The following is a 20255-nucleotide window of genomic DNA, read 5'->3' as shown; positions in this document are numbered from 1 at the left end:
CATGGCTGACTCCACTCTCGCGCTTGACGTCCTCAAGGCAGACGGCAAGAAGGCTGGCTCGATCGAGCTTCCCGCCGAACTGTTCGACGCCAAGACGAACATCCCGCTCATCCACCAGGTCGTCGTCGCGCAGCTCGCGGCGGCTCGCCAGGGAACCCACTCGACCAAGCGTCGCGGTGAGGTCTCGGGTGCAGGCCGCAAGCCCTTCAAGCAGAAGGGCACGGGTAACGCCCGTCAGGGCTCGATCCGCGCGCCGCACATGACCGGTGGTGGAATCGTGCACGGCCCCAAGCCGCGCGACTACTCGCAGCGCACCCCCAAGAAGATGATCGCCGCAGCCCTCCGTGGTGCACTCAGCGATCGCTTCCGCGGGGACCGTCTGCACGTGATCGACACGTTCGGCACCGATGGCGCCCCCTCGACGAAGGCAGCCGTGAGCTTCCTCTCGCAGGTCGCCACGTCGAAGAACGTCCTGGTCGTCATCGTGCGCAACGACGAGCTCGCGCTCAAGAGCATCCGCAACCTCAGCAACGTTCACGTTCTGACGTTCGACCAGCTCAACGCCTACGACGTTCTCGTCTCCGACGACATCGTCTTCACCCAGGCCGCGATCGAGGGCTTCATCGCCTCGAAGTCCGGCGCCAACCAGGAGGTCTCCGCATGAGCGAGCAGGCATCTGTTCTCCAGACGGCCCTGAACAAGGACCCGCGCGACGTCATCCTGAAGCCGGTCGTGTCCGAGAAGAGCTACGGTCTCATCGACGAGGGTAAGTACACCTTCCTCGTGGACCCGCGCGCTTCGAAGACCGAGATCAAGCTCGCCATCGAGAAGATCTTCGGCGTCAAGGTCGCAGGGGTCAACACCCTCAACCGCGTCGGCAAGGCTCGTCGCACCCGCTTCGGCACCGGCAAGCGCAAGGACACCAAGCGCGCCATCGTGACCCTGAAGTCGGGCACCATCGACATCTTCACGGCAATCGGCTGATCCGGGGGATAAGGACAATAATGGCTATTCGCAAGTACAAGCCCACGACCCCGGGCCGTCGCGGCTCGTCGGTGGCTGACTTCGCCGAGATCACCCGATCGACGCCGGAGAAGTCGCTGCTGCGCCCGCTCTCGAAGACCGGTGGTCGCAACAACCAGGGCCGCATCACGACCCGTCACATCGGTGGTGGCCACAAGCGCCAGTACCGTGTCATCGACTTCCGTCGCAATGACAAGGACGGGGTCGACGCCCGCGTCGCTCACATCGAGTACGACCCCAACCGCACGGCACGCATCGCGCTGCTGCACTACTTCGACGGCGAGAAGCGCTACATCCTCGCGCCGGCGAAGCTGAAGCAGGGCGACGTCGTCGAGTCGGGTGCTGGTGCCGACATCAAGCCGGGCAACAACCTCCCGCTGAAGAACATCCCGACGGGTACCGTCATCCACGCGATCGAGCTCCGTCCCGGTGGCGGCGCGAAGATGGCACGTTCGGCCGGTGCATCCGTCCGTCTCGTGGCCAAGGATGGCAACTTCGCCCAGCTGCGTCTGCCCTCGGGCGAGATCCGCAACGTCGATGCGCGCTGCCGCGCGACCATCGGCGAGGTCGGCAACGCCGAGCAGTCGAACATCAACTGGGGCAAGGCCGGCCGCATGCGCTGGAAGGGCGTCCGCCCGACCGTCCGTGGTGTCGCGATGAACCCGGTCGACCACCCGCACGGTGGTGGTGAGGGCAAGACGTCCGGTGGACGTCACCCCGTCTCCCCGTGGGGCCAGGCTGAGGGTCGCACCCGTCACGCCAACAAGGAAAGCGACAAGTACATCGTGCGTCGTCGTAACGCCGGCAAGAAGCGTAAGTAGGAGTAAGAGAAGATGCCTCGCAGTCTTAAGAAGGGCCCCTTCGTCGACGATCACCTGCTTCGCAAGGTGGTCGTGCAGAACGAAGCCGGCACCAAGAACGTCATCAAGACCTGGTCTCGCCGGTCCATGATCATCCCGGCCATGCTGGGTCACACGATCGCGGTCCACGACGGTCGCAAGCACATCCCCGTGTTTGTGTCCGAGACCATGGTCGGCCACAAACTGGGCGAGTTCGCGCCCACCCGCACCTTCCGCGGCCACGAGAAGGACGACAAGAAGGGCCGCCGCCGCTGACGCGGTGGCGATAGAGGAGAGAGAAATGGTGGAGTCCATCGCACGCGTGCGACACATCCGCGTGACCCCTCAGAAGGCTCGTCGTGTCGTCGCGCTCATCAAGGGCAAGCAGGCCCAGGAGGCTCTGGCGATCCTGAAGTTCGCACAGCAGAGCGCCAGTGAGCCGATCTACAAGCTTGTCGCGTCGGCCATGGCCAACGCACAGGTCAAGGCGGATCGTGACGGCGAGTACCTCGACGAGCAGGACCTGTACGTGGCTAACGCCTACGTAGACGAGGGGACGACGCTCAAGCGTTTCCAGCCTCGTGCACAGGGTCGCGCTTTCCAGATCAAGAAGCGCACGAGCCACATCACGGTCGTGCTCTCGACGCCTGAGGCGGCTCCGGCCGCTGCAAGCGACAGCAACAAGAAGGCGAGCAAGTAATGGGACAGAAAGTAAACCCGTACGGCTTCCGCCTCGGCATCACCACGGACCACGTGTCGCGTTGGTTCTCGGACTCGACGAAGCCGGGTCAGCGTTACGCAGACTACGTCGCCGAGGACATCAAGATCCGCAACCTGCTGAAGACGCAGCTCGACCGCGCCGGTGTCTCGAACATCGAGATCGAGCGCACCCGTGACCGCGTCCGCGTCGACATCCACACCGCCCGTCCGGGCATCGTGATCGGTCGTCGTGGCGCCGAGGCCGAGCGCATCCGCGGCGACCTCGAGAAGCTCTCGGGCAAGCAGATCCAGCTGAACATCCTCGAGGTCAAGAACCCCGAGGCTGACGCTCAGCTCGTCGCACAGGGCATCGCCGAGCAGCTGTCTGCTCGCGTGGCGTTCCGTCGTGCGATGCGCAAGGGTCTCCAGGGCGCGCAGCGCGCTGGCGCCAAGGGCATCCGCATCCAGGTCTCCGGCCGCCTCGGCGGCGCCGAGATGAGCCGCTCGGAGTTCTACCGCGAGGGTCGTGTGCCGCTGCACACGCTGCGCGCGAACATCGACTACGGCTTCTACGAGGCGAAGACCACCTTCGGCCGCATCGGCGTGAAGGTCTGGATCTACAAGGGTGACCTGACCAACAAGGAGCTTGCTCGCGAGCAGGCCAACGCCCCGAAGTCCCGTCGTGACGACCGTGGTGGCGACCGCCGCCGCGCGCCGCGCAACGAGGCCCCTGTCGCAGAAGGAGCGTCTGCCTGATGCTTATTCCCCGCAAGGTCAAGTACCGCAAGCAGCATCACCCCAAGCGTGATGGCCAGGCCACCGGTGGCACGAAGGTCTCCTTCGGCGACTTCGGCATCCAGGCCCTCACCCCCGCTTACGTGACCAACCGTCAGATCGAGTCCGCTCGTATCGCGATGACGCGTCACATCAAGCGTGGTGGAAAGGTGTGGATCAACATCTACCCCGACCGCCCCCTCACCAAGAAGCCTGCCGAGACCCGCATGGGTTCCGGTAAGGGTTCCCCCGAGTGGTGGGTCGCCAACGTCAAGCCGGGTCGCGTCCTCTTCGAGGTCGCAGGCGTCAATGAGGAGCTCGCTCGCGAGGCCCTCACCCGAGCAATCCACAAGCTGCCGCTGAAGGCACGCATCATCAAGCGCGAGGAGGGCGACGCGTAATGGCGATCGGCACCAAGGAGCTCGCTCCGGCAGAGCTCGACACGTTCGAAGACCAGCGCCTCGTTGAGGAGCTGCGTAAGGCCAAGGAGGAGCTGTTCAACCTCCGTTTCCAGTCGGCCACCGGCCAGCTGGAGAGCCACGGCCGCATCCGCGCCGTCAAGCGCGACATCGCGCGCCTGTACACCGTGATCCGCGAACGCGAGCTGGGCATCCGTGCGACGCCCGCTCCGGTCGAGGCTCCGGCCAAGAAGGCGACCAAGTCGAAGGCGAAGAAGGCGGACTCCGCTGACGACGCCGTGAAGGAAGAGGCTGAGTGATGGCCACCAAGAAGGAAGCTGCCGTCGAGGCTGAGCACGCAGAGCACGATGTTCGCGATGCGGATGCCCGTGGGTACCGCAAGTCGCGTCGTGGCTACGTCATCAGCGACAAGATGGACAAGACCATCGTGGTCGAGGTCGAGGACCGCGTGAAGCACCCGCTTTACGGCAAGGTCATCCGCCGCACCTCGAAGGTCAAGGCGCACGATGAGGCGAACTCCGCCGGCATCGGCGACCTCGTCCTGATCAACGAGACCCGCCCGCTCAGCGCCACGAAGCGCTGGCGTCTGGTGGAGATTCTGGAGAAGGCCAAGTGATCCAGCAGGAATCCCGCCTCAAGGTCGCCGACAACACCGGCGCGAAGGAACTGCTCACCATCCGTGTGCTCGGCGGCTCGCGCCGTCGTTACGCCGGACTCGGTGACACGATCGTCGCGACCGTCAAGGACGCGATCCCCGGCGGCAACGTCAAGAAGGGCGATGTGGTCAAGGCCGTCATCGTCCGCACGGTCAAGTCCACGCGTCGTCCCGACGGCTCGTACATCAAGTTCGACGAGAACGCCGCCGTGATCCTGAAGAACGACGGGGAGCCCCGCGGCACCCGTATCTTCGGACCGGTCGGTCGCGAGCTTCGTGACAAGAAGTTCATGAAGATCGTCTCGCTGGCGCCGGAGGTTATTTAAGTCATGGCGAAGATCAAGAAGGGTGACCTGGTTCAGGTCATCACCGGAGCCACGCAGGAGCGTGGCGGCGACCGCGGCAAGCAGGGCAAGGTCCTCGAGATCCTGTCCGACAAGAACCGCGTCATCGTCGAAGGCGTGAACTACGTCACCAAGCACACGCGCGTCGGACAGACGCAGCGTGGCACCAAGACGGGCGGCCTCGAGACTGTCGAGGCCTCCATCCACATCTCGAACGTCGCACTCGTCGACCCCTCGACCAAGAAGCCGACCAAGGTCGGCCACCGGGTCGAGGAGCAGACCAAGGACGGCGTCAAGCGCACCGTCCGTGTGCGGTACGCGAAGAAGTCAGGTAAGGACCTCTGATGGCAACCACCGACGCTGCGGTGGCTGGCAAGATCCAGCCCCGCCTGAAGGCGAAGTACAAGGCCGAGATCCAGCAGAAGCTGCAGGATGAGTTCGGCTACACCAACGTGATGCAGATCCCCGGTCTGGTCAAGGTCGTCGTGAACACCGGTGTCGGTGAAGCGGCCCGCGACAGCAAGGTGATCGACGGCGCGATCGACGATCTCACCAAGATCACCGGTCAGAAGCCCCTCGTCACGAAGGCTCGCAAGTCGATCGCGCAGTTCAAGCTGCGCGAGGGCCAGGCCATCGGCGCACACGTCACCCTCCGCGGTGACCGTGCGTGGGAGTTCCTGGACCGTCTCGTCTCGCTCGCTCTGCCCCGTATCCGCGACTTCCGCGGCCTCTCGGGCAAGCAGTTCGACGGAAACGGCAACTACACCTTCGGTCTCCAGGAGCAGAGCGTGTTCCACGAGATCGATCAGGACAAGATCGACCGGGTTCGCGGTTTCGACATCACCGTCGTCACCACCGCGAAGACGGACGACGAAGGTCGCGCGCTTCTTCGTCACCTCGGCTTCCCCTTCCGTACGGAAGACGCCCAGGCGTAAGCGGTTTCGGGCGGGGCGCACAGCGTCCCGCCCGATCCCGTACAATTGAAGATTGCGTGTCATCGCAGGCCGTCTGTCGTGTAACGGCAGCCGGAACCTCATGAACAAAGGAAAACAACAATGACAATGACAGACCCGGTCGCAGATCTGCTGACCCGTCTGCGCAACGCGAACTCGGCGCATCACGACTCCGTGACCCTGCCGTCGAGCAAGCTCAAGACGCACATCGCCGAGATCCTCCAGCAGGAGGGCTACATCGCTGGATGGGAGACGACTGACGCTCGCGTCGGATCGAACCTCACCCTGCAGCTGAAGTACGGCCCCAACCGTGAGCGTTCGATCGCGGGCATCAAGCGCGTGTCGAAGCCCGGCCTCCGCGTCTACGCGAAGTCCACCGAGCTGCCCAGGGTCCTCGGCGGACTCGGCGTGGCCATCCTGTCCACCTCCTCCGGTCTCCTCACTGACCGTCAGGCAGAGCAGAAGGGCGTGGGCGGAGAAGTTCTCGCCTACGTGTGGTAATCGAAAATGTCGCGTATTGGACGACTTCCCATCGACGTTCCCGCGGGCGTGACCATCTCGGTCGACGGCCGTGAGGTCGCGGTGAAGGGCCCCAAGGGTGAGCTCACCCTGACGGTCGCCAAGCCCATCGAGGTCGCGGTCGAGGAGAACCAGGTTCTCGTCACCCGTCCCGACGACGAGCGTGAGTCCCGGTCGCTTCACGGCCTGACCCGCACGCTCATCAACAACAACATCATCGGCGTGACCCAGGGCTACACCAAGGGTCTCGAGGTCGTCGGAACCGGTTACCGTGTCGCTCAGAAGGGCAGCTCGGTCGAGTTCGCCCTCGGCTTCTCGCACCCGGTCCTCATCGACCCGCCCGCCGGTATCACGCTCACGGTCGAGGGCACCAACAAGCTCACCGTCAGTGGTATCGACAAGCAGGCTGTCGGCGAGGCAGCTGCGAACATCCGCAAGATCCGCAAGCCCGAGCCGTACAAGGGCAAGGGCGTGCGTTACGCCGGCGAGGTCGTGCGTCGCAAGGCCGGAAAGAGTGGTAAGTAACCATGGCTCTCAAGTCAAAGTCTGACGCCCGCGCGCGTCGTCATGCCCGCCTTCGCAAGAAGGTCGTCGGCACCGAGGCGCGTCCGCGCCTCGTCGTCAACCGCTCGGCTCGCCACGTCTTCGTGCAGCTTGTCGACGACAGCAAGGGTCACACCGTCGCGTCGGCATCGACGCTCGAGACCGACCTGCGTTCGCTCGAGGGTGACAAGACCGCCAAGGCCCGCAAGGTCGGCGAGCTTCTCGCCGAGCGTGCGAAGTCTGCCGGCGTTTCCGAGGCAGTGTTCGACCGTGGCGGAAACCGCTACGCCGGTCGTGTCGCCGCCATCGCCGACGGCGCCCGCGAAGGGGGTCTGGCACTGTGAGTGACAACAAGGAGAACGAAGTGACCGAAGCGGCAGCTGCCACTTCCGAGACTGCCACCGGCACCACGCAGGCAGAGCCGTCTCAGCGCGACAACCGCCGTGGCGGCCGTAGCGACCGCAACCAGGGTGGCCGTGACCGCAACTCCCGCGACCGTGGGGACAACCAGTTCCTCGAGCGCGTGGTCACCATCAACCGCGTCTCGAAGGTCGTGAAGGGTGGTCGTCGCTTCAGCTTCACCGCTCTCGTGGTCGTCGGCGACGGCAACGGTCTGGTGGGCGTCGGCTACGGCAAGGCCCGCGAGGTCCCTCTGGCGATCTCGAAGGGTGTCGAAGAGGCCAAGCGCAACTTCTTCCGCGTTCCGCGCGTCGGCAGCACCATCCCGCACCCCGTGCAGGGTGAGGCCGCAGCAGGCGTCGTCCTGCTTCGTCCGGCCGCTGCCGGTACCGGTGTCATCGCCGGTGGTCCGGTTCGCGCCGTGCTCGAGTGCGCCGGCATCCACGACGTGCTGTCGAAGTCGCTCGGCTCGTCGAACACGATCAACATCGTGCACGCGACGGTGACGGCCCTGAAGATGCTCGAGGAGCCCCGTGCGGTCGCCGCACGTCGTGGCCTCGAGTTCGACCAGGTCGCACCCGCGCGTCTCGTCCGTGCGGAGGCTGACGCCATCGCCGCACAGAAGGTAGGTGCCTGATGGCTGCGCGCCTGAAGGTCACGCAGGTTAAGTCCAAGGTGAGCGAGAAGCAGAACCAGCGTGACACGCTGCGCAGCCTCGGTCTGAAGCGAATCGGTGACAGCACCGTTCGCCCCGACGACGCGCAGACGCGCGGTTACGTCAAGACCGTCGCCCACCTCGTCAAGGTTGAGGAGATCGACTAATGGCTGAGAAGAACGAAGCCGCAGGCGCCGAGAAGGCCCCGAAGAAGGCTGCCGCTCCCAAGGCCGCAGCCGAGAAGAAGCCCGCCGCCAAGAAGGCACCGGCGAAGGCGACCGAGGCCAAGGCCGACGCCGTCAAGAAGCCGGCTGCCAAGAAGGCTGCGCCGAAGAAGGATGCTCCGGCATCCCGCCCCGGCGTGCTGAAGGTGCACCACCTGCGTCCGGTCCCCGGATCCAACACCGCGAAGACCCGTGTCGGTCGCGGTGAGGGCTCCAAGGGTAAGACCGCGGGTCGCGGTACCAAGGGCACGAAGGCTCGCAACACCGTTCGCGTCGGCTTCGAGGGTGGGCAGATGCCTCTGCACATGCGCACCCCGAAGCTGCGCGGGTTCAAGAACCCGTTCCGCGTCGAGTACCAGGTCGTGAACCTGGAGAAGCTCGCGGAGCTGTACCCCACGGGTGGCGACGTCACCATCAGCGACCTGGTCGCCAAGGGTGCCGTTCGCAAGAACGAGAAGGTCAAGGTTCTCGGAGACGGCGACATCGCCGTGAAGCTCACCGTCGCGGTCGACAAGGTCTCGGGTTCCGCCGAGCAGAAGATCGTGGCGGCTGGCGGATCCGTCAAGTAACCACTTCATGAGAGGGGTCGGAGATTCTCCGGCCCCTCTTATGGGTTAGCCTGTTCTTTCAGCCGTCCTTCAGGGATCGGCAACCTTTCAGGAGGACGTCCTTGTTTAGCGCCATCGCGCGGATCTTCCGCACGCCCGACCTGCGTCGGAAGATCGGTTTCACCCTCGCCATCGTCGCCATCTACCGGCTTGGCTCGAATGTGCCTGCTCCGTTCGTGAACTTCCCGAACGTCGAGGAGTGCCTCGCGCTGAACTCCGGGACGGAGGGACTCCTCGGACTCGTCAACCTGTTCTCGGGTGGCGCGCTCCTCCAGCTCTCGATCTTCGCCCTCGGCGTGATGCCGTACATCACCGCGACGATCATCACCCAGCTCCTTCGCGTGGTCATCCCTCACTTCGAGGCTCTGCACAAAGAGGGCCAGGCCGGCCAGGCCCGTCTGACCCAGTACACGCGCTACCTCACCATCGCTCTCGCACTGCTGCAGTCGACGACGCTGGTCACGGTGGCCCGCAGCGGCCAGCTCTTCGGCACCACCGACATCGCCGCGTGCCAGAACCTCCTCACCAACGACGTGTGGTGGGCGCAGCTGCTCATCATCATGGCGATGACCGCCGGCACGGGCCTCATCATGTGGTTCGCAGAGCTCGTCACCGAGCGCGGTATCGGCAACGGCATGTCGCTGCTCATCTTCACCTCGATCGCCGCCACGTTCCCCGGAGCCATGTGGCTCATCTGGGAGAGCAAGGGCTTCGAGGTCTTCCTCCTGGTGCTTCTGGTGGGAATCATCGTCATGGGCCTCGTCGTCTTCGTCGAACAGTCCCAGCGGCGCATCCCGGTGCAGTACGCCAAGCGCATGGTCGGTCGCCGCACCTACGGCGGCACCAACACGTACATTCCGATCAAAGTCAACATGGCCGGTGTGATCCCCGTGATCTTCGCCTCGTCGCTGCTGTACATCCCGGCGCTCATCGCACAGTTCAACACCCCGCAGGACGGCTCCGAGCCGGCAGCGTGGGTCACCTGGATCAGCGCGAACTTCACGACCGGCAACAGCCCGATCTACATGGCCGTGTACTTCCTGCTGATCATCGGCTTCACGTACTTCTACGTCGCGATCACCTTCAACCCGGTCGAGGTCGCAGACAACATGAAGAAGTACGGCGGATTCATCCCCGGCATCCGTGCCGGTCGTCCGACTGCCGAGTACCTCGATTATGTGCTCACGCGCATCACGCTGCCCGGGTCGATCTACCTCGGCCTCATCGCGCTGATCCCGCTCATCGCTCTCGCCACCGTCGGCGCCAACCAGAACTTCCCGTTCGGCGGCGCATCGATCCTCATCATCGTGGGTGTCGGTCTCGAGACGGTCAAGCAGATCGACGCACAGCTGCAGCAGCGACACTACGAAGGGCTCCTCCGATGACTCGATCAGCTCGTCTCCTCATCGTCGGTCCGCAGGGCTCGGGGAAGGGCACGCAGGGCGTCCGCATCGCAGAGTCCTACGGCATCCCGGTCGTCTCGACGGGCGACATCTTCCGCGCGAACATCAAGGAGGGCACGCCGCTCGGCCAGCAGGTCACGGCGATCCTCGACAAGGGCGATCTCGTTCCCGACGAGCTCACCAGCGAGATCGTTCGCGATCGCCTCTCGCAGGACGATGCAGCCAAGGGCTTCCTGCTCGACGGATACCCCCGCAATGCCGCGCAGGTCGAGCACCTCGACGCGTTCCTCGGTGCCCGCGGGGAGTCCCTCGACGCCGTCATCCTGCTCGACGTCCCGCGCGAAGAGAGCATCGAGCGTCTCAAGCTCCGTGCAGCGGAGCAGGGTCGCTCGGATGACACGGATGAGGCGATCGCACACCGTCTCGACATCTACGAGCACGAGACGGCCCCGATCCTCGAGGTCTACGGCCCCCGTGGGATCGTCGACCGCATCGACGGCGTGGGCTCGCTCGACGAGATCACCGAGCGCGTGTTCGCGGCGCTGACCGCACGCGGTCTGCGCCTCGCGGCCTGATCACCGAACGATGTTCCGCAAGTCGATCTACAAGAGCGCGGCTCAGCTGCGTGCGATGGTGGAGCCCGGTCTCATCACGGCGGCTGCGCTCGACGCCGTGCGGCCGCTGATACGACCCGGTGTCACGACTCTCGAGCTCGACGCCGAAGCGAACCGTGTGATCCTCGCCCGTGGCGCGGAATCGAACTTCCAGCTCGTTCGCGGATACCGGCACACCACCTGCATCTCGATGAACGAAGAGGTCGTCCACGGCATCCCGGGTGAGAGGGTCCTTCAGGCAGGCGACATCGTCTCGATCGACTGCGGCGCGCAGTTCCAGGGCTGGAACGGCGACAGCGCCATCACCGTCGTCGTCCCTGATGAGACGCGCCCCGAGCTGGTCGCCCGGCGCGAGGAGCTCTCGCGGGTCACGGAGGGCTCGATGTGGGCGGGGATCGCCGCCATGGCGTCCGCTTCGCACCTCGGTGACATCGGAGCCGCGATCCAGGGTTACATCGAGGCACAGGGCCCGTCAGCCGTCTCCGGCGAGACGTACGGCATCCTGCGCGAGTACGTCGGCCACGGCATCGGACGCAAGATGCACGAGGCGCCCAGCGTCTTCAACTACCGCACGCCCGACCCGGGCGCCGAGGTCAAGCCCGGTCTCGTGCTGGCGATCGAGCCCATGGTCACTGCCGGCAGCGACGAGACCTTCGTCGAGGACGACGACTGGACCGTCTCGACGGTCGACGGCACCGACGGCTCGCACTGGGAGCACAGCGTCGCACTGCACGCGGATGGGATCTGGGTGCTGACCGCGGCAGACGGGGGAGCGGCCGGTCTCGCCCCGTTCGGCGTGACGCCGACCCCGATCGCCTGAAGCCGGCGCTGTCGGTCACGGCGCGATCGGCGATCCAGCGCTCGATCACAACGTGCGCATAGGTTTCTCCGGGCACAATGGGTGTATGGGTGCGCGTGCGCCCGAGGACTTCAAGCCGGGTCCGCCATGGGCGGACCGCGACAGAAACGGAAAGCAATGGCAGCCGCGAAGAGCAACACCAACTGGTTCGTGATCGGCGTCTCGGCGGCAGTGGTGGTCGTGCTGGCCGTTCTGGCCTTCGTCGTCGTGTTCCTGAACAACCAGGCGACCTCCCCGGGCACGGCCCCGCAGAGCTCGATCGTGAACGAGGAGACCGGCGCCATCTCGTTCGGGTCGGGCGAGGACGAGATCGACACCTACGTCGACTTCATGTGCCCCGTCTGCGGGCAGTTCGAGGATGTCTACGGCGAGCAGCTGCAGGCGGCAGCCGCCGACGACAAGATCACGCTGAACATCCACCCGGTGTCGATCCTCAACCGCTACTCGACGACGGGGGAGTACTCCTCGTTGTCGGCCGGCTCGATGTACTGCGTCGCCGCCGAGGCTCCCGACTCGACTCTCGACTACTTCAACCTGCTCTTCGCGAACCAGCCGGAGGAGAACTCGGCCGGTCTCAGCGTCGAGGAGCTGAGCGCGCTCGCCGAGCAGGCTGGGGCGGGCGCCGCGGCTGACTGCATCGCCGACGGCACCTACAACAAGTTCGCCGACTCGCAGACGAAGGCGCATGAGATCACCGGAACCCCGACCGTCGAGGTCAACGGGAACCGCATCGAGAACAGCGAGATCGAGGCGGAGTTCGCCAAGATCCTCGGCTGATCCCGTCTGGTCCGATCAACGGGAGTTCCGGCATTCTGCTCAGGTTGCCGGAACTCCCGTTGTCGGATAACATAGATCCTTGGTGCCTTGCGCCTTGATTCGGCGTGTCTGAATCGGCAGAGGTATCGCAATCCAATCACCCACCGCAGATCGACCGGTCTGCAGAAGCGTCAGCGAGGCTATGGCTAAGAAAGACGGTGTCATCGAGATCGAGGGCGTGATCTCCGAGGCTCTGCCCAACGCGATGTTCCGCGTTGAGCTCTCCAACGGACACAAGGTCCTTGCAACGATCTCAGGCAAGATGCGGCAGAACTACATCCGCATCATCCCCGAAGACCGTGTGGTCGTGGAGCTCAGCCCCTACGACCTGACCCGCGGACGAATCGTCTACCGCTACCGCTGATCGGTCGAGAAGTAACACCCCAGGCACTCAGCCTGCCCGGTGAAGACAGCGAATAGGACACATCATGAAGGTCAACCCCAGCGTCAAGCCCATGTGCGATCACTGCAAGGTGATCCGCCGTCACGGCCGCGTCATGGTCATCTGCAAGAGCAACCCGCGCCACAAGCAGCGCCAGGGCTGAGCGCCCGTCGGCGATGCCGACGGACTCTTCGGATCTGACTCACAACTCAATACACACAACGGCAGGATCAGATCCCACGCGAGTGGGGGACACCTCGGGGCGGAGGCCCGAGCACCGATCCTGCTCCACACCTCCACAACACTCAGGAGAACCGCATGGCACGTCTTGCCGGCGTTGACATCCCGCGCGATAAGCGCGTGGTGATCGCCCTTACCTACATCTACGGCGTCGGCCGTACCCGCTCGGTCGAGATCCTCAAGGCTACGGAGATCGACGAGAGCATCCGCGTGAAGGACCTCAGCGATGACCAGCTGATCGCCCTCCGCGACTACATCGAAGGCAACTACAAGGTGGAGGGTGACCTGCGCCGCGAGGTCGCCGCAGACATCCGCCGCAAGGTCGAGATCGGCTCCTACGAGGGCATCCGCCACCGTCGTGGCCTCCCGGTCCGTGGTCAGCGCACCAAGACCAACGCCCGTACCCGCAAGGGCCCGAAGCGCACCGTCGCAGGCAAGAAGAAGGCCCGCTAAGCGCGGCCCCAGGGACTAGGAGAACACTTTCATGGCTGCACCCAAGGCCGCCGCGCGCAAGCCGCGCCGCAAGGAAAAGAAGAACATCGCGCTGGGCCACGCCCACATCAAGTCGACGTTCAACAACACGATCGTCTCGATCACCGACCCGTCCGGCGCTGTCATCAGCTGGGCATCGTCGGGTGGCGTGGGCTTCAAGGGCTCGCGCAAGTCGACGCCCTACGCCGCTGGAATGGCTGCCGAGTCGGCCGCCCGCCAGGCGCAGGAGCACGGCGTCAAGAAGGTCGACGTCTTCGTCAAGGGACCGGGCTCGGGTCGCGAGACCGCGATCCGCTCGCTGACGGCCGCCGGCCTCGAGGTCGGCTCGATCCAGGACGTCACGCCGCAGGCGCACAACGGCTGCCGCCCGCCGAAGCGCCGCCGCGTCTGATCCGGCTTGTTGAGCCGCTCGGTCCTTCGGGTCCGAGCGGCTCGACGCCCGCCAGCGCGGGCATCGACTCCCAAAACTCAAGACCTCACCCCACCACATGTCATATAGCGGGCATGTGATCGAAAGGAACACAGAGTGCTTATTGCACAGCGTCCCACACTGACCGAGGAAAAGATCGTCGAGAACCGTAGCCGGTTCATCATCGAGCCTCTGGAGCCCGGCTTCGGATACACGATCGGCAACGCGCTTCGTCGCAGCCTGCTGTCGTCGATCCCCGGCGCCGCGGTCACCAGCGTTCGCATCGACGGCGTGCTGCACGAGTTCAGCACCATCCCCGGCGTGAAGGAGGATGTCACCGAGATCATCCTCAACATCAAGCAGCTCGTGGTCTCGTCGGAGCGCGACGAGCCCATCACCGCTTACCTGCGCAAGACCGGTTCGGGCGAAGTGACCGCCGCTGACATCTCGGCTCCGGCCGGTGTCGAGGTCCAGAACCCCGAGCTCGTCATCGCGACGCTCAACGAGACGGCGAAGTTCGAGCTCGAGCTCACGATCGAGCGTGGCCGCGGCTACGTCTCGGCGACGCAGAACCGCAACGAGTATGCCGAGGCCGGTCAGATCCCGATCGACTCGATCTACTCGCCGGTGCTCAAGGTCAGCTACCGCGTCGACGCCACCCGTGCGGGTGAGCGCACCGACTTCGACAAGCTCGTCCTCGACGTCGAGACCAAGTCCGCCATCAGCCCCCGCGACGCCGTCGCTTCGGCTGCGAAGACGCTCACCGAGCTGTTCGGTCTCGCCCGCGAGCTGAACGTCGAGGCTGAGGGCATCGAGATCGGCCCGGCACCGGTGGAGGCAGTGAACTCCAGCGAGCTGTCGATGCCGATCGAGGACCTCGACCTCTCCGTCCGCTCGTACAACTGCCTGAAGCGTGAGGGCATCAACACTGTTTCCGAGCTCGTCGCCCTGTCGGAGACGCAGCTCATGAACATCCGCAATTTCGGCCAGAAGTCGGTCGACGAGGTGCGCGACAAGCTCATCTCGCTCGGTCTGTCGCTCAAGGATTCGGTGCCCGGTTTCGACGGCGCCCACTTCTACGGCGGCAGCGAAGACGAGTCCTTCTGATACCCGACCTTTCTGACCAGGAGTTAGACGATTATGCCCAAGCCCACTAAGGGTCCCCGCCTCGGAGGCGGCCCCGCACACGAGCGCCTGCTGCTTGCCAACCTCGCGGCGGCTCTGTACACCCACAAGTCGATCAAGACGACCGAGACCAAGGCCAAGCGCCTGCGTCCGCTCGCCGAGCGCCTGATCACCTTCGCCAAGCGCGGAGACCTGCACGCTCGTCGTCGCGTTCTCTCGGTCATCGGCGACAAGAGCGTCGTTCACACGCTCTTCGCCGAGATCGCCCCGCTGGTCGCAGACCGTGAGGGTGGCTACACCCGCATCACGAAGGTCGGCAACCGCAAGGGTGACAACGCCCCCATGGCAGTGATCGAGCTCGTTCTCGAGCCCGTCACCCCCAAGGCGAAGTCCACCAAGAAGGCTGCCAAGGCTGAGAAGCCGGCCGAGGTCGTCGAGGAGGCTCCCGCTGAGGAGGCTCCCGTCGAGGAGGCTCCGGCAGACGAGACCGTCGAGGCCGGCGCCGAGTCGCAGGCCGAGGGCGAAGCAGCCGAGGCTGCCGCCGAGGACGCTGTCGAGAAGAAGTCCGAGTAAGCACTTCGCTCACTCGAAGAAGCCCGCCGCCCCGTGAGGGACGGCGGGCTTCTTCGTGTATCCGGCGCCTGGACTCAGCGTGCGCGCAGATCCTTGCGCAGGATCTTGCCGGATGCCGACTTGGGAATGGCGTCGATGAACTCGACCTGCCTCACCTTCTCATGAGGCGCGACATGGGCGGCGACGTGCGCCATCACCGCATCCGCGTCGAGGTCTGCTCCCTGCTGCGCGACCACGAACGCCTTGGGCACCTCCTGTCCATCCGCGTCGGGCACGCCGATCACGGCCGCATCGGCGATGGCCGGATGCTCGAGCAGGACCGCCTCGAGCACGGCCGGCGCGACCTGGTAGCCCTTGTACTTGATGAGCTCCTTGAGACGGTCGACGATCCGGAAGATGCCGTCGTGCGTCACCGTCGCCACGTCGCCGGTGTGAAGCCAGCCGTCGCTGTCGAGCATCTCGGCCGTCGCACCCGGCCGGTTGAGGTATCCGGCCATCACCTGGGGACCGCGGATCAGGAGCTCGCCGGGGTCGCTTGCGCCCTCGGCCGGCGCAGTGACATCGGAGCCGTCCTCCGCGACGAGACGCGACTCCGTGTTCGCGAGCAGCATCCCCACGGACGAGCGGTCGATGTCAGGGCGGTCGTACGGGATCGCGTGCGTGACAGGGCTCGTCTCCGTCATTCCGTAACCCTGACAGACCGTGCACCCCAGCCGATCGGCCACCGCGGATGCGAGAGCGCCGTCGAGCGGAGCAGCCCCCGAGAAGATGACCTTGATCGCGGAGGTGTCGTACTGATCGATGAGCGGATGCTTCGCGAGCGCGACGGCGATCGGCGGCGCGATGAAGACCCAGCTCGTCCGGTGCTCCTGCACGACCCGGAGGAACTCCGTCAGATCGAACTTCGGCATCGTGACAAGAGCCGCGCGCTGGCGCAGCGCGAAGTTCAGCAGCACCGTCATCCCGTAGATGTGGAAGAACGGCAGGACGGCGAGTACTCGGTCGTCGTCACCGAGAGAGATCGTCGAGCGGCACTGGCTGACGTTCGCGATCAGGTTGCGGTGGGTCAGCATGACGCCCTTGGGCCGGCCGGTCGTGCCCGAGGAGTAGGGGAGTACGGCGAGATGCGTCGCCGGGTCGAAGCTCACTTCGGGAGCGGGGCGACCCTCGCCGAGCAGGGCAGGCAGCGACGGATGCCCCTCGGCGCCGTCGAGGACGATCACGTGGTCGTCGGCGAGTCCGACGGCGTCCGCGGCGGCCTTCGCGCCCGGCAGCAGCGGCGAGACGGTGATCAACCACGTCGCCTCGGCATCGGTCAGCTGGTTCGCGATCTCCTCGGCCGTGTACAGGGAGTTGATCGTGGTCGCCGTCGCTCCTGCCCGCAGGATGCCGTGGAAGACCGTCGCGAAGGCGGGGATGTTGGGACAGAGGACCCCGACCTTCGTCCCGACGTCCACCCCTCGCGCTGCGAGCGCGCCCGCGAAGAGGTCGATCTGGGCGATCAGCTGACGGTAGGTCGTGGTGGCGCCGCTGACTCCGTCGACGAGGGCGACCGCGTCGAGACGGTCTTCCTCGACGTCTCCGAAGAGGAACTGGTGGATCGAGACCGCGGGGATCTCGACATCGGGATAGGAACTGCGCACCATGAGATCTCCTTCGATCCGGGTCATCGACGACGCCGTCTGATGCGATCCAGTGTCGCACAGGAGGAGACCCGGTCCCAGGGGTATGGAGGACACATGACCGAGGTGCCGGTGCGGCGGAGAGTAGGCTGATCCGGTGAGCGATGCAGAGACCCCGAGCAGAGGGCCTCGCGCCTATACGGCATTCATCGGAATCGGCCTGATCGCAGGCCTCCTCTCCGGCCTCTTCGGCGTCGGCGGCGGCACAGTGATCGTTCCGCTGCTCGTGCTCTTCCTGCATTTCAATCAGCGTCTCGGCGCCGGCACGTCGCTCGCAGCGATCGTCCCGACGGCGACCGTGGGCGTGATCTCCTACGCGATCAACGGATCGGTGGCGTGGATCCCCGCTCTCATCCTGGCGGCAGGCGCCGTGGTGGGTGCGCAGATCGGCACGCGGCTGCTGCCGAAGATCTCGCAGACGGTGCTGCGCTGGTTCTTCGTCGGCTTCCTGGTGATCGTGATCGTGAGCCTGTTCCTGGTGGTCCCTTCGCGCGATGCCGAGTTCGAGCTGGAGCTGCTCAACGGGCTCGCGCTGCTCGCGGTCGGAGTCGGCACCGGAGTCCTCGCCGGTCTGATCGGTGTCGGCGGGGGCGTGATCGTGGTGCCCGTGCTGATGCTCGCATTCGGTACGAGCGACCTCGTGGCCAAGGGCACGTCGCTGCTCATGATGATCCCGACCGCGATCTCGGGCACCATCGGCAACCTGCGCAATCACAACGTCGATCTCGTGGCCGCGGCGATCGTCGGGGTCTCCGCCTGCACGACCACCGCGCTCGGAGCCTGGCTGGCCACCCTGATCGACCCCACGGTGGGCAACATGCTGTTCGCGGCATACCTCGTGGTGATCGCGGTGCAGATGGCGATGAAGGCGATCAAGGGGCGCAAGAAGAAGGACTGAACGCCCTTAGTTCCGGCTTACGGGCACCGTGCCCCATGACCGAGAAAGTAGGATCGAGGGGTGGCAGTCAACCAAGATCTGGTCGGCCGGGAGTTCCCGCCGACGTCCCCCTACCTCGTCGGCCGTGAGAAGGTGCGTGAGTTCGCGCGTGCCGTCTTCGCCGATGCACCGCAGCACACCGACGTCGAGGCGGCTCGCGCAGCCGGTTTCGCCGACGTCGTCGCGCCCCCGACGTTCGCGATGGTCATCCAGGACCACACCCTCCAGCAGCTCCTCGCTGAACCGGACTCCGGCATCGTCCTGGCGCGCACGATCCACGCCGAGCAGAAGTTCGCGTACTCGCGCCCCATCGTCGCGGGTGACGAGCTCACAGGTCGACTGCGCGTGACCGGCATCCGCATGATGGGCGGAAACGCCATGATCACCAGCGCGGCCGAGATCACGGATGCCGATGGCGAGCACGTCGTCACCGCCACCAGCGTGCTGCTGGTCGGCGCGGAAGAAGGAGCCGAGTGATGCCGTTCGCTGTCGGAGACGTCGTCGCGGAGCGCACCGTCCATCTCACCCGCGAATCGCTCGTGCGGTACGCAGGAGCATCGGGTGACTTCAATCCGATCCACTACCGGGACGACGTCGCCGCCGAGGTGGGTCTGCCGGGAGTGCTCGCGCACGGCATGCTCACGATGGGCATCGCGTCGTCGGTGGTCGTCGCGGCTCTCGAACCGGGAACGCGGATCCTCGACTACGGCGTGCGCTTCACCAAGCCGGTCGTGGTGCACCCGACCGAGGGAGCGGACCTCCACGTCATCGCGACCGTCGGTGCCGTCGACGACGAATCGACTCGGATCGATCTCAAGGTCACGTTCGCTGAGACGACGGTCCTCGTCAAGGCGCAGCTGCGCGTCGCCTCCTGATGGGTGGCGCTGTGCACGAGGTCGAGCCGCTGAGGCTCGCGACTCTCACGACCCTGCGCACGGGAGGCGCCCCGGAGCGCATGCTCGAGGCATCGACCACGGCGGAGCTGATCGACGCGCTCACCGATGTGTGGTCACGCGGCGACGAGTGGTTCGTGCTGGGCGGAGGATCCAACCTGTTCATCGGCGACGAGTCGTTCGAGGGGACGGTCATCCGCGTCCTCACCCGCGGCATCGAGGAGCTGCCCTCGCCGCACGCGGGACGCATCAGGCTGCGTGTGCAGGCCGGGCATGGCTGGGACGATCTCGTCGCCTATGCGGTCGAGCACGGTTACGCCGGTCTCGAGGCGATGAGCGGCATCCCGGGCACCGTCGGCGCCTCACCCGTGCAGAACATCGGGGCGTACGGGCAGGAGATCCAGGAGACCCTGGTCGAGGTCGAGCTGATCGACGAGGCCACCGGCGAGGTATCGGTGGTGCCGGCATCCGAACTGGGGCTCGGTTTCCGCACTTCCGTGCTCAAGCATCACTACGGCAGCGTGCCGCAGCGTCGGGCCGTCATCCTGTCGGTCACGGTCGACCTTCTCGTCGCTGACGAGCGCGTGGTGCGCGGCGAGCAGCTCAGGAGGGCGCTGGGTCTGGACTCCGACGCCCCGGTACCGCTGACCTGGGTGCGAGAGCGGATCCTCGCCACCCGCGCCTCGAAGGGGATGCTGCTCGACGAGAACGATCCGGACACCCATGGCGTCGGCTCGTTCTTCCAGAATGCGATCGTGCCGGAGGTCGTGGCCCGTGCTCTGCCGCCCGAGTGCCCGCGGTGGCCGGTGACCCCGGATCTGGATACCGTCACGGTGATCCCGCTCGCCTCGTACGACGGGTATGTCCCTCCCGCCAAGCCGGAGGCCCCCGACGTCAAGGTGAGCGCAGCGTGGCTGATCGAGCAGGCCGGAATCCGCAAGGGGTTCAAGCTGCCGCGCTCGCGCGCCTCGGTCTCGACGAAGCACGCGCTCGCCCTCACCAACCGGGGCGGGGCGACAGCGGCCGAGGTCTCGGAGCTCGCACGATTCATCCAGAGCCGCGTCCATTCGGAGTTCGGTCTCGTGCTGCAGCCGGAGCCCGTGCTGCTCGGCGTCGAGCTCTGAGTCGCGACGCAGCGAGCCCGAGCCCGAGCCCGCCTGACAACGTCGCCCGTTG

The 20255-nt window shown here is 65.6% G+C and carries 33 protein-coding genes; 32 read left to right on the top strand and 1 reads right to left on the bottom strand.

The genetic code is table 11. The annotated features are described in order from the left end of the window. Window position 1: 1 nt before the first annotated feature. The 28 genes from rplD to rplQ all read left to right on the top strand — a co-directional run bounded on the left by rplD (window position 2) and on the right by rplQ (window position 15567). A complete protein-coding gene (gene rplD, locus SOM10_RS12810; RefSeq protein ID WP_053097485.1) occupies window positions 2-664 on the top strand; it encodes a 50S ribosomal protein L4 in 663 nt (220 codons plus the stop codon). Then, entirely contained in the window at window positions 661-984 is a 324-nt protein-coding gene (rplW, locus tag SOM10_RS12805; RefSeq protein ID WP_053097484.1) for a 50S ribosomal protein L23, read from the top strand. The genes rplD and rplW overlap by 4 nt, the downstream gene beginning before the upstream one ends. 20 nt (window positions 985-1004) lie before the next feature. Next, a complete protein-coding gene (rplB, locus tag SOM10_RS12800) occupies window positions 1005-1844 on the top strand; it encodes a 50S ribosomal protein L2 (protein WP_053097483.1) in 840 nt (279 codons plus the stop codon). A gap of 12 nt (window positions 1845-1856) precedes the next feature. Next, entirely contained in the window at window positions 1857-2138 is a 282-nt protein-coding gene (gene rpsS / locus SOM10_RS12795; RefSeq protein ID WP_017829205.1) for a 30S ribosomal protein S19, read from the top strand. A 25-nt stretch (window positions 2139-2163) separates the two neighbouring features. After that, a complete protein-coding gene (gene rplV / locus SOM10_RS12790) occupies window positions 2164-2562 on the top strand; it encodes a 50S ribosomal protein L22 (protein WP_053097482.1) in 399 nt (132 codons plus the stop codon). Next, window positions 2562-3317, top strand: coding sequence for a 30S ribosomal protein S3 (rpsC, locus tag SOM10_RS12785; protein ID WP_042538759.1), 756 nt, complete (start codon window positions 2562-2564; stop codon window positions 3315-3317). Before rplV ends, rpsC begins: the two co-directional genes overlap by 1 nt. After that, window positions 3317-3736 carry a 50S ribosomal protein L16 gene (rplP, locus tag SOM10_RS12780; protein ID WP_053097481.1) on the top strand — a complete coding sequence of 140 codons (420 nt, stop codon included), beginning with the start codon at window positions 3317-3319 and terminating at the stop codon, window positions 3734-3736. Before rpsC ends, rplP begins: the two co-directional genes overlap by 1 nt. Next, window positions 3736-4053, top strand: coding sequence for a 50S ribosomal protein L29 (rpmC, locus tag SOM10_RS12775; RefSeq protein ID WP_017829202.1), 318 nt, complete (start codon window positions 3736-3738; stop codon window positions 4051-4053). Before rplP ends, rpmC begins: the two co-directional genes overlap by 1 nt. Next, window positions 4053-4370, top strand: a complete 318-nt coding sequence (rpsQ, locus tag SOM10_RS12770; protein WP_053097480.1) for a 30S ribosomal protein S17 — start codon at window positions 4053-4055, stop codon at window positions 4368-4370. Before rpmC ends, rpsQ begins: the two co-directional genes overlap by 1 nt. Continuing rightward, entirely contained in the window at window positions 4367-4735 is a 369-nt protein-coding gene (rplN, locus tag SOM10_RS12765; protein WP_053097479.1) for a 50S ribosomal protein L14, read from the top strand. The genes rpsQ and rplN overlap by 4 nt, the downstream gene beginning before the upstream one ends. Before the next feature lie 3 nt (window positions 4736-4738). Beyond that, entirely contained in the window at window positions 4739-5098 is a 360-nt protein-coding gene (rplX, locus tag SOM10_RS12760; RefSeq protein WP_045253837.1) for a 50S ribosomal protein L24, read from the top strand. Further along, window positions 5098-5688, top strand: coding sequence for a 50S ribosomal protein L5 (rplE, locus tag SOM10_RS12755; RefSeq protein WP_053097478.1), 591 nt, complete (start codon window positions 5098-5100; stop codon window positions 5686-5688). The genes rplX and rplE overlap by 1 nt, the downstream gene beginning before the upstream one ends. A 120-nt stretch (window positions 5689-5808) precedes the next feature. Further along, window positions 5809-6207 (top strand): 30S ribosomal protein S8, encoded by a 399-nt coding sequence (gene rpsH, locus SOM10_RS12750; protein ID WP_045253835.1) that lies wholly within the window; start codon window positions 5809-5811, stop codon window positions 6205-6207. A 6-nt stretch (window positions 6208-6213) separates the two neighbouring features. Next, complete coding sequence (gene rplF, locus SOM10_RS12745; RefSeq protein WP_053097477.1) at window positions 6214-6750, top strand: 50S ribosomal protein L6; 537 nt, start codon at window positions 6214-6216, stop codon at window positions 6748-6750. A 2-nt stretch (window positions 6751-6752) separates the two neighbouring features. Beyond that, window positions 6753-7112: a 50S ribosomal protein L18 gene (rplR, locus tag SOM10_RS12740; protein ID WP_053097476.1), complete on the top strand. Its 360-nt coding sequence runs from the start codon at window positions 6753-6755 to the stop codon at window positions 7110-7112. Further along, entirely contained in the window at window positions 7109-7804 is a 696-nt protein-coding gene (gene rpsE / locus SOM10_RS12735; RefSeq protein ID WP_072591671.1) for a 30S ribosomal protein S5, read from the top strand. The genes rplR and rpsE overlap by 4 nt, the downstream gene beginning before the upstream one ends. Beyond that, window positions 7804-7989, top strand: coding sequence for a 50S ribosomal protein L30 (gene rpmD / locus SOM10_RS12730; RefSeq protein ID WP_042538783.1), 186 nt, complete (start codon window positions 7804-7806; stop codon window positions 7987-7989). Before rpsE ends, rpmD begins: the two co-directional genes overlap by 1 nt. Then, window positions 7989-8615 (top strand): 50S ribosomal protein L15, encoded by a 627-nt coding sequence (gene rplO / locus SOM10_RS12725; RefSeq protein WP_072591670.1) that lies wholly within the window; start codon window positions 7989-7991, stop codon window positions 8613-8615. The genes rpmD and rplO overlap by 1 nt, the downstream gene beginning before the upstream one ends. Before the next feature lie 101 nt (window positions 8616-8716). Further along, window positions 8717-10039: a preprotein translocase subunit SecY gene (secY, locus tag SOM10_RS12720; protein WP_053097474.1), complete on the top strand. Its 1323-nt coding sequence runs from the start codon at window positions 8717-8719 to the stop codon at window positions 10037-10039. Further along, complete coding sequence (locus SOM10_RS12715) at window positions 10036-10632, top strand: adenylate kinase (protein ID WP_053097473.1); 597 nt, start codon at window positions 10036-10038, stop codon at window positions 10630-10632. Before secY ends, SOM10_RS12715 begins: the two co-directional genes overlap by 4 nt. Window positions 10633-10642: 10 nt before the next feature. After that, complete coding sequence (gene map, locus SOM10_RS12710) at window positions 10643-11491, top strand: type I methionyl aminopeptidase (RefSeq protein ID WP_320490303.1); 849 nt, start codon at window positions 10643-10645, stop codon at window positions 11489-11491. A gap of 156 nt (window positions 11492-11647) precedes the next feature. Further along, window positions 11648-12307, top strand: a complete 660-nt coding sequence (locus SOM10_RS12705) for a DsbA family protein (protein ID WP_053097471.1) — start codon at window positions 11648-11650, stop codon at window positions 12305-12307. 181 nt (window positions 12308-12488) lie between these two features. Next, the gene (gene infA, locus SOM10_RS12700) at window positions 12489-12710 is read left to right on the top strand and encodes a translation initiation factor IF-1 (protein WP_017201569.1); all 222 of its coding nucleotides are present in this window, start codon (window positions 12489-12491) and stop codon (window positions 12708-12710) included. A gap of 64 nt (window positions 12711-12774) precedes the next feature. Then, the gene (rpmJ, locus tag SOM10_RS12695; protein WP_033106073.1) at window positions 12775-12891 is read left to right on the top strand and encodes a 50S ribosomal protein L36; all 117 of its coding nucleotides are present in this window, start codon (window positions 12775-12777) and stop codon (window positions 12889-12891) included. A gap of 155 nt (window positions 12892-13046) precedes the next feature. Beyond that, window positions 13047-13421 (top strand): 30S ribosomal protein S13, encoded by a 375-nt coding sequence (gene rpsM / locus SOM10_RS12690; RefSeq protein ID WP_047524098.1) that lies wholly within the window; start codon window positions 13047-13049, stop codon window positions 13419-13421. Window positions 13422-13452: 31 nt separating this feature from the next. Then, window positions 13453-13851 carry a 30S ribosomal protein S11 gene (gene rpsK, locus SOM10_RS12685; protein WP_045253826.1) on the top strand — a complete coding sequence of 133 codons (399 nt, stop codon included), beginning with the start codon at window positions 13453-13455 and terminating at the stop codon, window positions 13849-13851. 135 nt (window positions 13852-13986) lie between these two features. Continuing rightward, window positions 13987-14976 (top strand): DNA-directed RNA polymerase subunit alpha, encoded by a 990-nt coding sequence (locus tag SOM10_RS12680; RefSeq protein WP_042538798.1) that lies wholly within the window; start codon window positions 13987-13989, stop codon window positions 14974-14976. A gap of 33 nt (window positions 14977-15009) precedes the next feature. Then, window positions 15010-15567 carry a 50S ribosomal protein L17 gene (gene rplQ, locus SOM10_RS12675; RefSeq protein ID WP_053097470.1) on the top strand — a complete coding sequence of 186 codons (558 nt, stop codon included), beginning with the start codon at window positions 15010-15012 and terminating at the stop codon, window positions 15565-15567. A 74-nt stretch (window positions 15568-15641) separates the two neighbouring features. On the opposite strand, the gene SOM10_RS12670 is transcribed toward rplQ, so the two are convergent. Next, window positions 15642-17213, bottom strand: a complete 1572-nt coding sequence (locus SOM10_RS12670) for an AMP-binding protein (RefSeq protein ID WP_320490299.1) — start codon at window positions 17211-17213, stop codon at window positions 15642-15644. A gap of 133 nt (window positions 17214-17346) precedes the next feature. On the opposite strand from SOM10_RS12670, the gene SOM10_RS12665 reads away from it, so the two are divergent. The 4 genes from SOM10_RS12665 to SOM10_RS12650 are packed head-to-tail and all read left to right on the top strand — an operon-like array spanning window position 17347 to window position 20203. Continuing rightward, on the top strand, window positions 17347-18147 hold the full coding sequence (locus SOM10_RS12665; protein WP_295100788.1) for a sulfite exporter TauE/SafE family protein: 801 nt from the start codon (window positions 17347-17349) through the stop codon (window positions 18145-18147). 60 nt (window positions 18148-18207) lie between these two features. Continuing rightward, window positions 18208-18663 (top strand): FAS1-like dehydratase domain-containing protein, encoded by a 456-nt coding sequence (locus SOM10_RS12660; protein ID WP_056279753.1) that lies wholly within the window; start codon window positions 18208-18210, stop codon window positions 18661-18663. Further along, entirely contained in the window at window positions 18663-19061 is a 399-nt protein-coding gene (locus SOM10_RS12655) for a MaoC/PaaZ C-terminal domain-containing protein (protein WP_320490295.1), read from the top strand. The genes SOM10_RS12660 and SOM10_RS12655 overlap by 1 nt, the downstream gene beginning before the upstream one ends. Next, the gene (locus tag SOM10_RS12650; protein ID WP_222839411.1) at window positions 19061-20203 is read left to right on the top strand and encodes a UDP-N-acetylmuramate dehydrogenase; all 1143 of its coding nucleotides are present in this window, start codon (window positions 19061-19063) and stop codon (window positions 20201-20203) included. The genes SOM10_RS12655 and SOM10_RS12650 overlap by 1 nt, the downstream gene beginning before the upstream one ends. Window positions 20204-20255 lie beyond the last annotated feature (52 nt).

The organism is Microbacterium sp. CFBP9023, from assembly GCF_034045055.1.
Taxonomy (GTDB): Bacteria; Actinomycetota; Actinomycetes; order Actinomycetales; family Microbacteriaceae; genus Microbacterium.
This window is presented reverse-complemented; position numbering and strand designations above follow the sequence as displayed.

What these genes read in the sequence shown, in the direction of transcription:
- rplD (WP_053097485.1), top strand. Translation starts at nt 2, where the DNA reads ATGGCTGACTCCACTCTCGCGCTTGACGTCCTCAAGGCAGACGGCAAG.
- rplW (WP_053097484.1), top strand. Translation starts at nt 661, where the DNA reads ATGAGCGAGCAGGCATCTGTTCTCCAGACGGCCCTGAACAAGGACCCG.
- rplB (WP_053097483.1), top strand. Translation starts at nt 1,005, where the DNA reads ATGGCTATTCGCAAGTACAAGCCCACGACCCCGGGCCGTCGCGGCTCG.
- rpsS (WP_017829205.1), top strand. Translation starts at nt 1,857, where the DNA reads ATGCCTCGCAGTCTTAAGAAGGGCCCCTTCGTCGACGATCACCTGCTT.
- rplV (WP_053097482.1), top strand. Translation starts at nt 2,164, where the DNA reads ATGGTGGAGTCCATCGCACGCGTGCGACACATCCGCGTGACCCCTCAG.
- rpsC (WP_042538759.1), top strand. Translation starts at nt 2,562, where the DNA reads ATGGGACAGAAAGTAAACCCGTACGGCTTCCGCCTCGGCATCACCACG.
- rplP (WP_053097481.1), top strand. Translation starts at nt 3,317, where the DNA reads ATGCTTATTCCCCGCAAGGTCAAGTACCGCAAGCAGCATCACCCCAAG.
- rpmC (WP_017829202.1), top strand. Translation starts at nt 3,736, where the DNA reads ATGGCGATCGGCACCAAGGAGCTCGCTCCGGCAGAGCTCGACACGTTC.
- rpsQ (WP_053097480.1), top strand. Translation starts at nt 4,053, where the DNA reads ATGGCCACCAAGAAGGAAGCTGCCGTCGAGGCTGAGCACGCAGAGCAC.
- rplX (WP_045253837.1), top strand. Translation starts at nt 4,739, where the DNA reads ATGGCGAAGATCAAGAAGGGTGACCTGGTTCAGGTCATCACCGGAGCC.
- rplE (WP_053097478.1), top strand. Translation starts at nt 5,098, where the DNA reads ATGGCAACCACCGACGCTGCGGTGGCTGGCAAGATCCAGCCCCGCCTG.
- rpsH (WP_045253835.1), top strand. Translation starts at nt 5,809, where the DNA reads ATGACAATGACAGACCCGGTCGCAGATCTGCTGACCCGTCTGCGCAAC.
- rplF (WP_053097477.1), top strand. Translation starts at nt 6,214, where the DNA reads ATGTCGCGTATTGGACGACTTCCCATCGACGTTCCCGCGGGCGTGACC.
- rplR (WP_053097476.1), top strand. Translation starts at nt 6,753, where the DNA reads ATGGCTCTCAAGTCAAAGTCTGACGCCCGCGCGCGTCGTCATGCCCGC.
- rpmD (WP_042538783.1), top strand. Translation starts at nt 7,804, where the DNA reads ATGGCTGCGCGCCTGAAGGTCACGCAGGTTAAGTCCAAGGTGAGCGAG.
- rplO (WP_072591670.1), top strand. Translation starts at nt 7,989, where the DNA reads ATGGCTGAGAAGAACGAAGCCGCAGGCGCCGAGAAGGCCCCGAAGAAG.
- SOM10_RS12715 (WP_053097473.1), top strand. Translation starts at nt 10,036, where the DNA reads ATGACTCGATCAGCTCGTCTCCTCATCGTCGGTCCGCAGGGCTCGGGG.
- map (WP_320490303.1), top strand. Translation starts at nt 10,643, where the DNA reads ATGTTCCGCAAGTCGATCTACAAGAGCGCGGCTCAGCTGCGTGCGATG.
- SOM10_RS12705 (WP_053097471.1), top strand. Translation starts at nt 11,648, where the DNA reads ATGGCAGCCGCGAAGAGCAACACCAACTGGTTCGTGATCGGCGTCTCG.
- infA (WP_017201569.1), top strand. Translation starts at nt 12,489, where the DNA reads ATGGCTAAGAAAGACGGTGTCATCGAGATCGAGGGCGTGATCTCCGAG.
- rpmJ (WP_033106073.1), top strand. Translation starts at nt 12,775, where the DNA reads ATGAAGGTCAACCCCAGCGTCAAGCCCATGTGCGATCACTGCAAGGTG.
- rpsM (WP_047524098.1), top strand. Translation starts at nt 13,047, where the DNA reads ATGGCACGTCTTGCCGGCGTTGACATCCCGCGCGATAAGCGCGTGGTG.
- rpsK (WP_045253826.1), top strand. Translation starts at nt 13,453, where the DNA reads ATGGCTGCACCCAAGGCCGCCGCGCGCAAGCCGCGCCGCAAGGAAAAG.
- rplQ (WP_053097470.1), top strand. Translation starts at nt 15,010, where the DNA reads ATGCCCAAGCCCACTAAGGGTCCCCGCCTCGGAGGCGGCCCCGCACAC.
- SOM10_RS12670 (WP_320490299.1), bottom strand. Translation starts at nt 17,213, where the DNA reads ATGGTGCGCAGTTCCTATCCCGATGTCGAGATCCCCGCGGTCTCGATC.
- SOM10_RS12655 (WP_320490295.1), top strand. Translation starts at nt 18,663, where the DNA reads ATGCCGTTCGCTGTCGGAGACGTCGTCGCGGAGCGCACCGTCCATCTC.
- SOM10_RS12650 (WP_222839411.1), top strand. Translation starts at nt 19,061, where the DNA reads ATGGGTGGCGCTGTGCACGAGGTCGAGCCGCTGAGGCTCGCGACTCTC.